Annotated in this window: 16 protein-coding genes; 6 read left to right on the top strand and 10 right to left on the bottom strand. The window is 33.3% G+C overall.

The features are described 5' to 3' along the window. Positions 1–84: 84 nt before the first annotated feature. Positions 85–927: a 1,4-dihydroxy-2-naphthoyl-CoA synthase gene (locus J8M14_RS03720; protein ID WP_211073190.1), complete on the bottom strand. Its 843-nt coding sequence runs from the start codon at positions 925–927 to the stop codon at positions 85–87. A gap of 169 nt (positions 928–1,096) precedes the next feature. Here J8M14_RS03720 and J8M14_RS03715 point away from each other — a divergent pair, with 169 nt between their 5' ends. Beyond that, positions 1,097–1,570 carry a hypothetical protein gene (locus J8M14_RS03715; protein WP_211073187.1) on the top strand — a complete coding sequence of 158 codons (474 nt, stop codon included), beginning with the start codon at positions 1,097–1,099 and terminating at the stop codon, positions 1,568–1,570. A 12-nt stretch (positions 1,571–1,582) separates the two neighbouring features. Here the strand turns inward: J8M14_RS03715 and J8M14_RS03710 are convergent, their stop codons facing one another. The 5 genes from J8M14_RS03710 to J8M14_RS03690 all read right to left on the bottom strand — a co-directional run bounded on the left by J8M14_RS03710 (position 1,583) and on the right by J8M14_RS03690 (position 6,278). Then, entirely contained in the window at positions 1,583–2,416 is an 834-nt protein-coding gene (locus tag J8M14_RS03710) for a S1-like domain-containing RNA-binding protein (RefSeq protein WP_211073185.1), read from the bottom strand. Between the two features lie 112 nt (positions 2,417–2,528). Further along, a complete protein-coding gene (locus J8M14_RS03705) occupies positions 2,529–2,870 on the bottom strand; it encodes a DUF2853 family protein (protein WP_211073182.1) in 342 nt (113 codons plus the stop codon). A 104-nt stretch (positions 2,871–2,974) separates the two neighbouring features. Then, complete coding sequence (menD, locus tag J8M14_RS03700; protein ID WP_211073180.1) at positions 2,975–4,699, bottom strand: 2-succinyl-5-enolpyruvyl-6-hydroxy-3-cyclohexene-1-carboxylic-acid synthase; 1,725 nt, start codon at positions 4,697–4,699, stop codon at positions 2,975–2,977. A gap of 54 nt (positions 4,700–4,753) precedes the next feature. Continuing rightward, positions 4,754–5,851, bottom strand: a complete 1,098-nt coding sequence (locus J8M14_RS03695; protein ID WP_211073178.1) for an isochorismate synthase — start codon at positions 5,849–5,851, stop codon at positions 4,754–4,756. Position 5,852: 1 nt separating this feature from the next. After that, complete coding sequence (locus J8M14_RS03690; RefSeq protein ID WP_211073176.1) at positions 5,853–6,278, bottom strand: hotdog fold thioesterase; 426 nt, start codon at positions 6,276–6,278, stop codon at positions 5,853–5,855. Between the two features lie 86 nt (positions 6,279–6,364). Between J8M14_RS03690 and J8M14_RS03685 the strand changes: the two genes are divergently transcribed. The 5 genes from J8M14_RS03685 to J8M14_RS03665 are packed head-to-tail and all read left to right on the top strand — an operon-like array spanning position 6,365 to position 10,089. Beyond that, a complete protein-coding gene (locus J8M14_RS03685) occupies positions 6,365–6,928 on the top strand; it encodes a TetR/AcrR family transcriptional regulator (RefSeq protein ID WP_211073174.1) in 564 nt (187 codons plus the stop codon). Then, positions 6,925–7,764, top strand: coding sequence for an alpha/beta hydrolase (locus tag J8M14_RS03680; RefSeq protein WP_211073173.1), 840 nt, complete (start codon positions 6,925–6,927; stop codon positions 7,762–7,764). Before J8M14_RS03685 ends, J8M14_RS03680 begins: the two co-directional genes overlap by 4 nt. 3 nt (positions 7,765–7,767) lie before the next feature. Further along, the gene (locus J8M14_RS03675; RefSeq protein ID WP_211073171.1) at positions 7,768–8,619 is read left to right on the top strand and encodes an alpha/beta fold hydrolase; all 852 of its coding nucleotides are present in this window, start codon (positions 7,768–7,770) and stop codon (positions 8,617–8,619) included. Between the two features lie 13 nt (positions 8,620–8,632). Beyond that, the gene (locus J8M14_RS03670) at positions 8,633–9,271 is read left to right on the top strand and encodes an esterase (RefSeq protein ID WP_211073170.1); all 639 of its coding nucleotides are present in this window, start codon (positions 8,633–8,635) and stop codon (positions 9,269–9,271) included. Positions 9,272–9,297: 26 nt separating this feature from the next. Then, positions 9,298–10,089, top strand: a complete 792-nt coding sequence (locus tag J8M14_RS03665; protein WP_211073168.1) for a hypothetical protein — start codon at positions 9,298–9,300, stop codon at positions 10,087–10,089. Positions 10,090–10,095: 6 nt separating this feature from the next. Here the strand turns inward: J8M14_RS03665 and J8M14_RS03660 are convergent, their stop codons facing one another. From J8M14_RS03660 to J8M14_RS03645, 4 genes are all read right to left on the bottom strand, one after another. Further along, positions 10,096–10,464, bottom strand: coding sequence for a nuclear transport factor 2 family protein (locus J8M14_RS03660; RefSeq protein ID WP_211073167.1), 369 nt, complete (start codon positions 10,462–10,464; stop codon positions 10,096–10,098). Between the two features lie 2 nt (positions 10,465–10,466). Further along, positions 10,467–10,979: a DinB family protein gene (locus J8M14_RS03655; protein ID WP_211073166.1), complete on the bottom strand. Its 513-nt coding sequence runs from the start codon at positions 10,977–10,979 to the stop codon at positions 10,467–10,469. Between the two features lie 107 nt (positions 10,980–11,086). Then, positions 11,087–13,672 carry a phosphoenolpyruvate carboxylase gene (locus tag J8M14_RS03650; RefSeq protein ID WP_211073165.1) on the bottom strand — a complete coding sequence of 862 codons (2,586 nt, stop codon included), beginning with the start codon at positions 13,670–13,672 and terminating at the stop codon, positions 11,087–11,089. Between the two features lie 144 nt (positions 13,673–13,816). Next, positions 13,817–14,296, bottom strand: coding sequence for a winged helix-turn-helix transcriptional regulator (locus J8M14_RS03645; protein ID WP_211073164.1), 480 nt, complete (start codon positions 14,294–14,296; stop codon positions 13,817–13,819). Between the last annotated feature and the right edge of the window lie 44 nt (positions 14,297–14,340).

Here is a 14,340-nt window from a genome sequence, read left to right as displayed (position 1 = left end):
AAAATTAACTGATGTTACATTTTAAGTACTGAAAATTTATTGTCAAAAAACTATAAAATACCCTTAGAAAATTAAGCAAATAATCTATGGAATCCACTTAACGTCTTTAAAATTAGGTTTCCTTTTTTCTAAAAATGCATTTCTACCTTCTTTAGCCTCTTCTGTCATATAAGCTAGTCGTGTTGCTTCTCCAGCAAAAACTTGTTGTCCGACCATTCCATCATCCGTAAGATTCATAGCAAACTTGAGCATTTTTATAGAAGTAGGAGACTTTTCAAGAACTTCCTGAGCCCATTGATATGCAGTATCCTCCAGCTCCTCGTGCGGAATTACGGCATTTACCATTCCCATCTCATATGCATCCTGAGCAGAATAATTTCTTCCTAAAAAGAAAATTTCTCGAGCTTTTTTCTGACCAACCATCTTGGCTAAATACGCAGACCCATAACCTCCATCAAAACTAGTAACATCAGCATCTGTTTGTTTAAAAATTGCATGCTCTTTACTTGCCAAAGTCATATCACAAACAACATGTAAACTATGCCCCCCGCCTACAGCCCATCCTGGCACTACAGCTATAACCACCTTAGGCATAAATCGAATCAATCGCTGAACCTCTAGAATATTTAACCTATGCATTCCATCATCTCCAACATACCCTTGGTGACCTCTTGCTTTCTGATCTCCTCCACTACAAAAACTATATACTCCGTCTTTAGTCGAAGGACCTTCTGCAGAAAGAAGAATAACCCCTATAGAAGTATCTTCTTGTGCGTCATAAAAAGCATCATATAATTCACTTGTAGTTTTTGGTCTGAATGCATTACGCACATTAGGGCGGTTAAATGCAATTCTTGCTACTCCATTACATTTTTTATAGGTGATATCTTCGTATTCTTTAGCGATTTTCCAATCTATTGAACTCATTTTTCTTTGATTTGTTTAGATATCAAAAATAAGACAATATATCCTATATAGCTAGTTTTGAAAAATACATAAACATCCATCAATTACATTTTTTATATCTAATTTTGTGTAAACAAAGGTAGTTTTGCATAATTTTTTATATATTGATTATCATTTAAGATAAGATCATATGAAGTTTGTAGTAGGTTTACTTATAGGAAGCATGTGCTTCGGAGTTTTTGGACAAGAACAACGTATTAAAAAAGTTGATTGGCAAAAATTATCAGAAAACACAGTTAATTTAGTAGCAAAATATTCCATCACATATACAGAAAACAAACCTTCATTATCAATCATCAAAAGCCCAATTAAACTTTCTAAATACACTTTAACTCCGTTAGATTTTACTGTAGATTTAAGAAAACGACAATTGAGCTCTGAACCAGCAATGCTACAAATACCGAAAAACAAATTTATACAACCAGAATACAAGGTAGCCCTTCCTTCTATTTTTCCGGAAAAAACAGGATCCTTTACAATATCAAGTAATGGTAATTTTACAGGTCGACCTACAAATAGTGGAGAGTTAAAAAATACAGCTTATAAAGACGCTAGTGAATATACTGCTATTTATTGCCCAATAACTGGTGCAAGATTAAACTAGCTAGTATATTACTTACTCAGATAAACGTATTCCATCTTTTTCAATAATTATTTTACGAGCCTTGTATAATGAGCCTATTGCTTTTTTGAAGCTTTTTTTACTTAGTTGAAAAACATCTTTAATATCCTCAGGGTCTGATTTATCATTAAGATCAATAAATCCACCACTAGCCTTTAATTCATCTAATATTTGTTGGGCATTAGGTTCTATACCCCTGAATCCATGTCGCTGAAGAGTCAAATCTATTTTTCCGTCCGGGCGAACTTTTTTCACAAAACCTTTAAGCTGATCCCCAACAGTGAGTTTTTGAAAAATTTCATCAGCATAAACTAACCCCAAATGCTTTTGATTTACAATCATATTCCACCCTTGCGGTGATGGATGAGAAGCTATTAAGTCTACTTCATCATAAGAAGATAATAACACCAATGAATTATCAAGAAACCTATTTGTTTTACTAGATGCTGCCAGCCTATTGGTTTCTTCATCTACATATACATACACCAAATACCAATTCCCCTTTTTCATTTTGAAAGCCTGCTCTCTAAAAGGCACAAAAAGCTCCTTTTCTAACCCCCAATCTACAAATGCCCCAATTTCTGAAGTACTGGTACACTTTAAATACGCAAAAGTATTGGCGGTAGCAAAAGGCTCTAAAGTAGTTGCAATTATTCGCTCTGCATTATCGAGATACAAAAAGACCTTTAACTGATCTCCTATCTCAAATTCTTCAGGAACGTACTTATTTGGCAATAACACTTCATTCCCCTCTTCATCACTAAGGTAAATCCCTTGATCTCTATCTTTTACTATTTCTAAAGTGTTGTATGTTCCAAGTTTAAGCATGTTCCCATTATTTTTTTGCAAAGATAATTCTTTAGCTCTGCTAAGAGCTATATTAAACGAAAAAAGGCGTCCCAATAAGAACACCTTTTAAGTTTTTATAAAAAATCCTCTACTAGTTATAGATAGATTCTTTACCAAAATGTTTTGTCAATAAATAGTAAACTACAGCTCTGTATTTATTTCTGTTAGATTTACCATATTGCTCTATAACAGAAGCAATAGCTTCGTCTAGTTTTGGTCCATCAGAAAGCCCTAATTTTTTGATAAGAAAGTTTTTCTTTACTGTATCCAATTCGCTTTGATCACTACCAGATACTGTAGCTGCATCTGCATTATAGATAGAAGGTCCGCAACCTATAGTAACCTTTGTTAAAAGATCCATATCAGGTGTCTGTCCGATCTTGTCCTTAATATCCGCAGCGTACTTAGTGATTAATTCGTCTCTCTTGCTCATAGATGATAATGTTTTAGGTTTTTAGTTAATTTTAAATTGATATTTCAAATATAGATGAATAATAAGTAAGTATTTCACCAATAAATTGTATTAAAATGTAAATTTTAGATAAAATGCTTAAAATATCCGATTAAAGCATCATCATTTTCTTTTCTAGGGGTAAAAACTTCTAACAATTGGGGTAAGCTATTATTTTGATACAACTTACGAACTCCTTGAACTACTCCTTCCAAATCGTGGGCGGTATGATATGAAAAACCAAACATTTTGCATAAATGTTCCGCACTAAGTTGATGAGTTGTTTCAAAAAACTTACTAAAGTTACTACTTTCTTCTTTACCAGGCAAAATTCTAAAAATCCCTCCTCCACTATTATTAATTAAAATAATTTTGAAATTAGAAGGAATATACTCATTCCAAAGACCATTGCTATCATAAAAAAAGCTCAAATCACCTGTAATCAAAGTAGTAGAAACATCTGAAACTAATGCAGCACCAATAGCTGTAGATGTACTACCATCTATCCCACTGGTACCTCTATTACAGAATACCTGAAATGAAGGATTCAAAGAGAATAACTGTGCATACCTCACTGTAGAGCTATTACTTAACTGAATCATTTGATGACTTGGAATAGTGTCAAAAACAGCTTCAAAAGCTTTGAGATCTGTAAAAGAAACTTGATCTAAATACTCCTTATGCCCTATCCTTCTTTGATTTCTAACATAAAGCCAAGAAGATTTATAATCACTTTTTACGAATTTAGCTTTTGGTAAAAACTCTTCAAAAAAAGAATTAGACTGTAATTTAATATGTTCTGTTAAACAAAAATAGGTATCAAATGCTTTTTTAGAGTCTATATGCCAATGTGATTTAGGTTGGTACTTTCTTAGAAAAGCTTTAATCCTTTTAGATACTACCATTCCACCATTAGTTAAAAGAATATCTGGTCGTAGAGACTCGAATTCCTTTTTACTTAAAGTAGAAATCAATTGATCAATACAATTAATATGCGATTCGTGATGAATATTAGAAGTAGTTTCTGTTAATACCAAAACCGAAGGATCCTTTGCTAATAATTCTATCCACTTGTGATCGACCATTCCAGGTGAATTTACACCAATGAGCACCATTTTTCGTTTTGAATTACTCCATTCTTGAAGCATTTCTAATTTCAATTCTTCAGAAAATCTGTGCTGTGGATATTCTACCGGAATATTTCTCGGCTTAACCGTTGGTTCTTCAATTCTATCGTATAAAGGTTCATAAAAAGGCACATTAATATGAACAGGACCTTTTTGTTCTATAGCTCTATTGAGAGCCAAGTTAATTTCTCGTTCATTATGTTTTTGAGCTTCATGCAACTTCTGTCTAACCTTAAGATCTTCAATTTTACTTTCTGTAACAACTTCAGAATACAAATTAGCAGAATACAAAATATGATTCTCAAACACGTTTTTTTGGCGAATTGTTTGACCATCCCCAATATCGATTCGTTCAATAGGTCGATCTGCACTAAGCACTACTAAAGGAATATCACTATAATAAGCTTCAGAAATTGCTGGATAATAATTAAGCAACGCACTACCAGAAGTACAGACTAGTGCCACAGGTTTTCTAATTTGTTGTGCGATACCTAAAGCAAAAAAAGCTGCACAACGTTCATCTACAATGCTGTAACATTTCAAGTTTGGGTTTTCGGTAAATCCAATGGTAAGTGGTGCATTGCGAGAACCTGGAGAAATAACAATATGATTAATCCCTTTTGCTTCACACAAAGTGACCATGGTCTGCGCTAAAGGGATTTTGGAATATAAATGTTTCTTCATTCGAAATGCTAAATTACAATATCAGCTTAATAAAGCCAACGTTTTGAAAGTAATTTAAGACAACACCTTTTTTATAGTCTCAGTTTTTCTTACGGTTTCCCTCCATTCTTTTTCAGGAACAGAATCTTTAGTAATACCACCGCCAACATAGACAATTGCTTTATTTTCTTCTAACTCCATACAACGCAAGTTTACAAACAGATTAGACTCTACCTCTGAAGCATTAATTAAGTTAAGCTCTCCTAAAAAACCAGTATAAAACTTACGATCATAACCTTCATTATTAAGAATAAAAAACTTAGCCTCCTCTCTTGGAAGACCACAAACTGCCGGTGTTGGATGTAAAATTTCTACTACTTCTTTAATTTTAGAATTTCTACTATAATTATCATCAACAATTGCTTTTATATCAGTTCTCAAATGAAGTAAAGTTCCAGCACGATGTGTGTAGGTATTAGAAGAAATAATCTTGTTAGATATCAATGACAACCCTTTTTGTATAAAATCAACAACCATTTTTTGCTCTTCTGATTCTTTTTCTTCCCAGACAACATCTGCATTAGAATGATAAGGTAAAGTTCCTGCCAAAGCCATAGTATCAATCTCGTTCCCTTTACTCTCCAACAAAGTTTCTGGAGTTGCACCCAGCCAAGTTCCTACTCGGGGATGATACCATAAATAAACAAAAGCATTTTGATATTGACTAATCAGATCCTTAAATATCCCCAAAGCATTGACCGAATCAGAAAGAGGAACCTCTTCTTTACGAGACAATACCACTTTCTTTAAATTTCCAGAATTTATTACACGTACCCCTTTTTGAACAAGATCAATGTGTTCCTTTTTATTTATTTGGTTTTTAGCAAATAAAGTATGTTTACCTAAATCTTCAGTTTCACCTTTAATCGCATACGAAGGAAGCTTCACTTTAACAAAACTATCTTCATTATAAGGTATCAAAACGGCCTCTTTATTATGATCAAAAGGAGCAAAAACGAAACCGGATTCTAAATATTTCTTTACAGTATGTAAAGTCTTATTCTTCTGAAAAAAAAAGTTTAAATAATTCGTTTTTGATTTTCGGTAAACAACAAATGGTAATTGTTGATCTAATTGGTCTTGAACCTTAACATAAACATCATCTAGGTTCATACTATTTATGTTTAGAAAGAGCAATAGTCGTTAGCTTAACAACAGAAATTAATCGATCCTCTTCATCTCGTATCTTAATATCCCAAAGCTGTGTGGTCTTTCCTCGGTGTACTATCTCAGCTTTTGCAAACACGAAACCCTCTCGGATACTCTTTACATGATTAGCAGAAATCTCTATTCCACGAATATAGAAATCCTTAGCATTAAGAAACATAAACGAAGCTGCGCTACCAACACTCTCTGCCAATGCCACCATAGCTCCGCCATGTAAAACACCATCAGGTTGATGAACTCTTGGGGTTACGGGCATTTTTGCTACTAAATAGTCTTCACCTACTTCACAAAAGGAAATCTCTAAGGTTTCCATCAATGTGTTTTCGCACATTTTAGCACATTGCTTTAATATCTCTTCTTCGTTCGGATGCATCTTTAAAAAAATTTAAGTAAAAATAAACATTGGCAATCAAAAATTCTAAGTATATTTAATTATTATTTTAACGAACGTTCAATAAAATGCCTAAAACTAAAACATCTAAAGAAGAAGTCCTAAGCAAAGTGATACCGATACTAAGAGAACGTGGTATATCCAAAAGCAGCATGAGTGAATTAGCTAAAGCTTGCGAAATTCAGAAATCACACTTCTATTATTACTTCAATAATAAAGAGCAGTTAATTAAAGAGGTGCTGGCAACTGTAAATAGTTATTTCAAACACAACCTATTCAAAGTGATTGAAAATGATTCTCTTACTACTAAACAAAAACTTAAGAAAGTTCACGAACTCCTGGATAAAATGTTTAAAAATGCTAACAGTGGTTGCATTATGGCAAACACAGCATTAGAAACCGCACACCTAGATCCTATTTACAAAGATGAAATCAGACTTTTTTTTGGAGATTTCATCGCGGGATTACAGATCTTATTAGAACCTAATTACTCTAAGGAAGAATCATTATCGCTAGCTGAACAAATGGTTCAGGATCTAGAAGGTGGAATTTTATTGATGCGAATCTACAACGATCATAAATACATTAATAATGCTGTTTCCAGAATGGAAAAGATAATCTTGAATAAATGAAAACATATTATAAAATTGCAAAAAAGCCTTTTTTTGGGCGTTTCATGATACCTTGGAAAAACCCTTTATCACCAGAGCAAATTAAGGAATGGAACCCCATATCATTTAAAAGCAAATCAGGTGCATTGCTAAAAGGAATGCATGCTTCATCAAAAAAAGACCACTCTAAAGCAACGATAGTATTAGGCCATCCTATGGGAAAAGAAGCTAAAGCTTATTTTTTGAAAAACGGATATACCGATATCTTAAGGAACCAAGGATACAATGTATTTATTTTTGACATCAACGGTTTTGGAGAAAGTGAAGTTGGTAATTTTAATTATTATGAAGATATTATTGCCGCAGGAAGCACTGCCAATAGTATATTTCCGAATACCGCATTGGGCTATCTAGGAATTTCGTTAGGTGGGCAATGGGCTACCATTGCTTTTGCAGAAAAACATCAATATGACTTTGCCATTATAGAAAGCGCTGCAAACACATTAGATGATTTCTGGGTACAATATCCTTTCGCAAATTTTGCTTTAAAAACTCTAAATACATTAGCTCCCAAATTAAGGAAAAGAGTAAGAATGATCGACAGAATTAAAGAAGCTCATAGTCTTCAGAAAGTTCTTTTTATATATCTTGAAAAAGATGAACTAATTAAAGATGATGCGGGATATCACTTCAATAAAGCTATACCTATTGCTTCAGAATTACATATTATCTCTAATGCAGCACATGCTCAGATTCCTAAATCAAAATCCAGACATGATTATTTTAATAAAATAGTCTCTTTTTTTGACCATCAAACTGAATTACACCTTAAACAAAAAACAATTTTAAAATCTTAGTTAATGGAATCTTATACTGTTCAATCCTCTGATGGATACCCTATTTCGGTTCACGAATTCACTCCATCGACTCCCAACAACAAAACAATAGTCTTTGCTCCTGCCATGGCTGTACCACAAAAGTTTTATTTTAAGATGGCCGATTATCTTACTCAGAGAGGATGCAACGTCTTTACTTTTGATTATCGTGGGGTAGGCAGCTCTCTTTCACAAAGCCTTAAATCACTTAAAGAATACGGTTTTTTCTCCTGGACTAATGACTTTAAAGAAGTCTCTAAGCATATCAAAGAAAAATATCCAGAAAACATTCAATTTATGATTGGACATAGTTTTGGTGGAAATAGTATTGGGTTTAGTGATTCTTATCAATATTATGACAAATACCTAACCATAGGATCTCAATTTGGTTACTACAAGCACTTTACGCCAAAAATGCAGTTTTTAATTTACCTTAATTTCAAATTTTTTGTCCCCATAACCACTTCGATATTAAAATACTACCCCTCACCTTGGTTTGGCTTAGGAAATCCAATCACCTCTAGAGCTGCCAGAGATTGGGCTACTTATTTATTACACCCTGATTCTATGTTGCATTTTACACAAAGTAAAAAACTAACTCATTACGAACAGATAAAATCACCAATGCTTTTAATAAGCATAGAAGATGATCTTTTTGCACCAAAAACATCCGTAGATATATTAGGCAATAGAGTATATGAAAATGCTGAAGTTACCAGAAAACATCTAAAACCTTCAGATTACAACCTAAAAAGTATAGGGCATTTTGATTTTTTTAGAAAGAAAAATCAGGATATCTTGTGGCCGATTATTAATGATTGGTTCGAACTTAATTAAACTGTTTCATTACATGAATACCGAAGAAAAAACAATATCATACCAAGCAACAAACACCTATTCCACCTTAAACAACCTAAATCAAAACACAAAGAATGTATGGTTGGTTTTTCACGGAATTGGATACCTAAGCCGCTATTTCATAAGGCTTTTTGACAGTTTAGATAAAGAAGAGAATTACATCATTGCTCCGCAAGCTCCATCAAAATATTACAAAGGCGAAGATTACAGAAAAGTAGGCTCAGGATGGCTTACCAAAGAGAACACTAAACCCGAAACTGAAAACGTATTAAGATATATTGATTCTATTGTAGAAACAGAAAACATCCCTAAGAATTTGAATTTGATTGTTTTAGGGTATTCTCAAGGAGTAAGTATTGCAAGCCGATGGATTGCAAAACGAAAAATAAAATGCGATGCTTTTGTAATAATCTCCGGAGGGTTCCCAAAGGAATTACACAAAGAAGATTTTGAATTTTTAGGCAAAAAAACCAAAATCACACACATCTTAGGAGAAAAAGATCCTTATTTTGAAATTTCTAAAGTTGAAGCCGAAAAAGAACGAGTACAACAAATCTTACCAAAAATCGAATTCAGAGTACACAAAGGTGGTCATGAGCTAAATATTGAAACTCTAAAAAATATTGTTTAAATTTAGATAAGTCTAAACATATATCAATGATTAAAAACATATCATTACTTTTTATTAGTTTGTTTTTCTTTTTCCAAGCTTCTGCTTTTACTGGTCTGCTATCTGATATCTATATAGATCGGGTTACCGGAGAACAACTTGGGTCAGATGGCTCCGAAACAAACAATCTAAGAGTAATAGATATAAGAGAGTGGAATTATGTGATTGAAGAAAAAGGAGGGGTCAAATCCAAGGAAGGGATGTCTGAATTACACAAAAATAGCTTTGTGATTTCTATTGATGAAAATCAGATACAGAAAGAAATTCAAAAAGTTGCAGATGACACTATGGATGAGGGTTTAGAAAATCAAGTTTTTATTGTTTTAAATGTAAATACAGGTAGAATACACGCCTTAAGAGACTGGATACCTTCTCTAAAAACCAATAAAGAGATTATTATTAACACCTACGGAGTTGGTTTAAACAGCGCCCCAAGAGTAGGAGAAGGACTTATGCTTCTTGCTCAATTACACGGACACCCAAGAGCAGTGCGTAAGGACAAAAAAAATATCACAACTGTTTCAGAATTTGACATTGAAGTAGCTAAAGACTTAGGAATTACTGTTTTTGCAATTGACACCTTTGATACATTTGACACATTTAAATCGAGAACTTCTTATAAATCCTCTAGGGCCTTTCATATTCATAAAGTTTCAAAAGACGGGTCTACCAGAAATTTTATAGGTCAAACTTTTGGAGAAAACGGATTAAACACTTTCAATTTTTCTAATTATTTAGATTCGATGCTGAGAAAAGATGAATCTGTGCAGATATTATAATTGATCTTATTTACCTAATAAAACTCTCGCTTCTACAGTGTCATAAATAATTGTAAGCTTTTCAATTTTATTTTTAGAATTCAACTCAATAATATCTACTACTTTAAAATCCACATTTTCTCCATCCTTAAGCTCCCAGTGATAATCAAAAAGAAGTGAAATTCTATTAGAATCTTTTTCAAAAAACAATCCGTCAAATTTTAATTTTGAAGAATCCGTATCTTCGGAAAGCTGTTTATAAAAAGTTTTAGCAGATTGAGTACCATATAGCGGAGATACCACAATACCATCCTCCGTAAACAGGCCAATAACTTTAGCTATTTCATCTTTTTCCAGAAAAGAAAGGTAATCATGAGCAACTTCTTGTTTAGTCATAATTATAAATATCGTTCTTCAATAACCTGGAAATGATGTTTTTGGTGTCCTGACAAAATATAACCAACAGCTCTTGTACTCATTGGACTACCACTCGCCTCACCTATCTTAAGCAACATTTCATCGGTAAAACTCTTAAACAAGGTGATTGAAGCTTCACGAACAGCTTCAAAATCCGCAATCAACTCTTCTTTTGTGTAATTATTAGCATTAGAATTCGGAACATAATCATCTTGCTCAAATCCTAAAATTGGAGTTTTATCATTTCTCGCAAACCTTAGTGCCCTATACGCAAAAATACGTTCTGTATCTATTAAATGCTGTAAAACTTCTACAATAGTCCATTTCCCTTCCGCGTAAGCGTAAATCCATTTATCTATAGGAATAGAAGCGACAAAATCAACAAACTCTTTTTTACCTTTTTGCAGCCCTTCTATGATGTTAGAAGATTGTGCTTTAGAAATATAAGTCCCATAATAAGGGTTAAACTCTCCTTCTTTTAGTTGTGTGAGCATAGTTTTAAAATTAGATTTTGTTCACAATGAGATGTACAAAAACAAATGAGGTGGAATTTAACAATTTCCACCTCATTATATAATACTCTTAACAGTTCTTTATAACACTATGCTGAGTTACGACTAGCGTTAATATTACCAAATAGTGATCGAGTCACCATTTTTTCATAAACCTCCAGTTCTTTAGTATCGAGATTACCTGAACGATGAAAATCCTGAATTTTTTTTAATGCATACTGTTGTATCGTAAGTAATGGTAGTACAATTTTTTCACGAACATCGATAGATGCCTTTCCTGCCAATTCATTTTGCATTAGCTCGGAATACCCAGAAAGCTTTAGCAATAATCGTTTAGTCAACAAAAATTCATCATGAATGATATCCCAAAATGCTCCGTATTCCTCGTCCTCCTTCATATATGATGTCAGCTCAAAAAATGATTTAGTCAAACTCATCATACTATTACCTATTAAGGCTCTAAAAAATGCAGATTCCTTATACAAAGCAACAACTTTATCAAATTCTCCTCGATCTTCATATACCTTTAACGCAGTTCCCACTCCATAAAAGCCAGGAACATTTTGCTTTAGCTGACTCCAACTACCTACAAATGGTATTGCTCTAAGATCACCAAAATCAAGTGTTGCACTCTTACTTCGTTTAGAAGGTCGACTACCTATATTTGCTTTCCCGTAGTACTTTAATGTACTCATATGTTCTAAATACGGAAGAAATTTAGGATGCCCTTTAAAATCCACGTAGGTTTGATAACTAATATCTGCAAGCTCTTGCATAGTTTGCTTGTTCTCTACAGAAAAACGATTTACATCATTACTAGTCAGTTCATTTTCTACACCTGCTCCTAATAATTGTTCTAAATTATATTGACAAGAATCCAAAGTTCCGAAATTAGAGCTAATTGTTTGGCCTTGAACAGTTAACTGAATTTCTTCATCTTCTACTGTAGGTCCAAGTGATGCATAGAATTGATTGGTATTTCCACCTCCTCTGGCTGGTGGTCCTCCACGACCATCAAAGAACACCACTTTTACATCATATTTTCTAGAAATTTCAGTTAATGCTTCTTTTGCCTTAAAGATTCCCCAATTCGCCATTAGGTATCCTCCATCTTTTGTTCCATCAGAGAAACCTAACATTATTGTTTGCTTCATCCCACGGCGTTTTAGATGCTCCATATACACAGGATTACTATATAAAGATTCCATTACCTGATGAGAAACTTTCAAGTCGGGTACTGTTTCGAATAGAGGAATCACATCTACCGTAGGAACCTCCCAATCACAAAGCCTAATTAAGGCAAATGTCTCCATCACATTAAGCTCATTCCCGTTATTACTAATGATATATCGATTAGCAGCTCGCTCTCCATTCTTTTCCTGAATAGTCTTAATAGCGTAGATAGACTCCAGAGTTGCTCTTGTAATATCCTCTTCAAAAACTGATGGATCAAGTTTCCCTGAAGCTTCAGTAAGCACATTAATTTGTTCAGCTTCTGAAAGAGACTGATAATTATCTGGAAAAATCTCCAACCCTAGTTCGTTAGTTTTATTTACAACATCCGTAAGTACTTTATGATGTATTCTAGAATCCTGTCTAATATCTAAGGTTCCAAAATGAAAGCCAAAAATCTTAACTTTATTGATCAAATCCTGTAAGTCATCTAAAAATAATGACTGATGCTCAGAAACTAATTCTTCTTTTATTTCCAGCAAACCATCCATTAACGTCTCTACTGATAATGGTTCTGCCGTCTTTGCATAATAGAAATTATCATACAGAGCATTTTCTAAAACAGTAATTTTATCCTGAAGATTACCAAATGTGATTCTTCTTTTTAACTCTCGTATATCCCTGTAATAATTAATCAAAATTGTTTTACGAAGCCTTTTTGCCACTTTTAGCGTAGTTTCTGTGGTTACAAAAGGATTTCCATCTCTATCTCCTCCTGGCCAAAAGCCCAGGTTGATTAAATCATTATCAAGATCTTCTCCTTCGAATATATTTTTCTGAACATAATTATAAATAGCACTTGCAGAATGATAAAAAACATTTTCCAGATACCATATTAAACTTACCGCTTCATCATACGGCGTAGGCTTTTCTTTTTTAAAGAAAGCTGTTTTACCAAGTTGCGCTAATAGCTTTTTAATCTTAGTTAAATCATTCTCTCGTATTGCTGTATCCAGATCATTAATAATTCCTAATACTGTTCCAGGATAAAACTGAGTTGGATGAGCCGTTAGAGTTGGGCGTATTTTAAAACGTCTTAAATACTCCTTTAACTCTTCCAACTGTCCCTTTGCCTGAGCTTCTTCTTTAATACTTCTTAGCGTACCCCTACCATCCATGTTGTTTACAACAGGAAAAGCAGCGTCTTCAATTGCATCAAACAATACAACTTGTCGCTCTATATACTGAATAAACCTAAATAAAAGTTCGTGACGTTCTTTCTCTGAGGGGTTATCTTGATATAATTTAAAAAAACCTTCTACAATTTCCGTAGGGTTCTTATGTGCATCATAACCTTTTTCGCATACTTCCTGGAAAAGCGGTAATAAGACACCAGTATTAGTTATGGTATCAAAAGGTAAAGTCATAAATATACTATTGTATATCTGGTATTTGGCGAGAACATTATCGTTAAAACGTTCTAATTTTGGTTTACGTGCCATGGTGTGGTGGTAATTGTGGTTTAGTGGTTAAAAAATTCACATATAAGAAGATTATACATGAAAATAAATGTGATAAGTACTACATAAAAAAGCCCTTTGAGGGTTTCCTAAAGGGCTTTTTTATATTTTTTAACAAGACGCCCTTTACAATTCTTGAAAAATAGAATGCATTAAGCGTTTCTTATCATTAATACTTTCTTCTAAAGAAATCATTGTTTCTGTTCTGTATACTCCATCAATATCATCTAGTTTAAAGATAATGTCTTTAGCATGGTTTGTATCTTTAGCTCTTACTTTACAAAAAATATTGAATTTACCTGTCGTAATATGAGCCACAGTTACATAAGGAATTTCATTAATTCGTTGTAATACAAATTTAGTCTGTGATGTATTCTGTAGATAAATACCGACATAAGCGATAAATGAATATCCTAGTTTTTTGTAGTCTAGTGTTAACGAAGAACCTTCAATAATTCCTGCTTCTTCCATTTTTTTGACACGTACATGTACAGTTCCTGCAGAGATTAATAGTTTCTTTGCAATATCCGTAAAAGGAGTACGAGTATTTTCAATTAGCATGTCCAGAATCTGGTGATCGACTTCGTCTAATTTAAACTTTGCCATAGTTGTTTTTAATTATTTTTCCCGATTATTTACATTGCAAATTT

The organism is Aquimarina sp. MMG016 (genome assembly GCF_018100805.1).
Classification (GTDB): domain Bacteria; phylum Bacteroidota; class Bacteroidia; order Flavobacteriales; family Flavobacteriaceae; genus Aquimarina.
This window is presented reverse-complemented; position numbering and strand designations above follow the sequence as displayed.